The 987-nt window shown below is 47.2% G+C and carries 1 protein-coding gene; it reads left to right on the plus strand.

The genetic code is table 11. From position 1 onward, the window contains the following. A partial coding sequence (locus FNZ60_RS09455; RefSeq protein WP_142417292.1) for a phage late control D family protein occupies positions 1–814 on the plus strand: 814 nt, incomplete at its 5' end. Positions 815–987: the final 173 nt, after the last annotated feature.

A 987-nucleotide genomic window follows, 5' to 3' on the forward strand; every position in this document is an offset into this window, starting at 1 on the left:
CAGTGCACTCCATGTCACCTTTGGTTATGAGAACAGCATTCGTGCATTTATGGGGCGTTTTGTTGTGGAATCGGTGATCAGTTGTGGGGGCAGTGATGGAGAGATTTTACGCCTTTGTGGCAAAAGCGCTTCCATGCGTGAGGAGATCAAAGAACAAGCTAGCGAACATTTTGACCACAAAACCATTGCTGAGATTGTTAAGACCCTTGCCAAACGTCATGGCTATCAAGCAAAGGTCAGTCCACAATTTACCAAACAAACCTTGCCTTATGTGGTACGCACGGATCAATCGGCGATTGATTTTTTAACCCGCCTTGCTGATCGGATGCAGGCACGTTTTTTGATCAAAGACAATAAGTTTTTATTTTTAAGCGGGAACAATCTTCCTCTCCAGACAATCCATCAACAGGATTGCTCCTATTGGGAATTTAGTCTTGAGCCGCGCACCCAATACGGCACCATTGAAGCCTCTTATTTTGATCGCACAAAAGGACAACAGCATTCTGTCAAACATCACACGGGGTATCATGGTCCCGTGCGCCGTCTGCGGACCTGCTACCCCTGTGAGGCGGAAGCTTTAGCCGCTTGCGCTTCTGAATCGGATAGGCTTTGCCGCGCGATGGGCAGTGGTTCTGTAAGCCTTGAGGGGCGCCCTGAGATCATGGCGGGGCAACCGCTTTTGCTTCAAGGGTTTCGAGGCGAAATCAATGGCCCATGGCATGCTGCAACCGTGACCCATCGCTATGAAAAGCAAAGCGGATACATCACAGAAATCACCTTTGAGGCACCAAATCAAGGAAAGGAACAAAAATAGAGGCTGGGCTGGTCACCCAGCCAACGGGAGATAGTTTAGCGACACCCCCGTCCGATGCAACATAACTTAACATCGCAGCCGCTTCTTATCACTTAAAGCAATGAGAAGACGGCTAATATAGATGAAAGAGTGTTAAAAAATGATGGATATACTTCATAAAGAAAAATTAAAAA

It is taken from the genome of Bartonella massiliensis, assembly GCF_902150025.1.
Taxonomy (GTDB): Bacteria; Pseudomonadota; Alphaproteobacteria; order Rhizobiales; family Rhizobiaceae; genus Bartonella; species Bartonella massiliensis.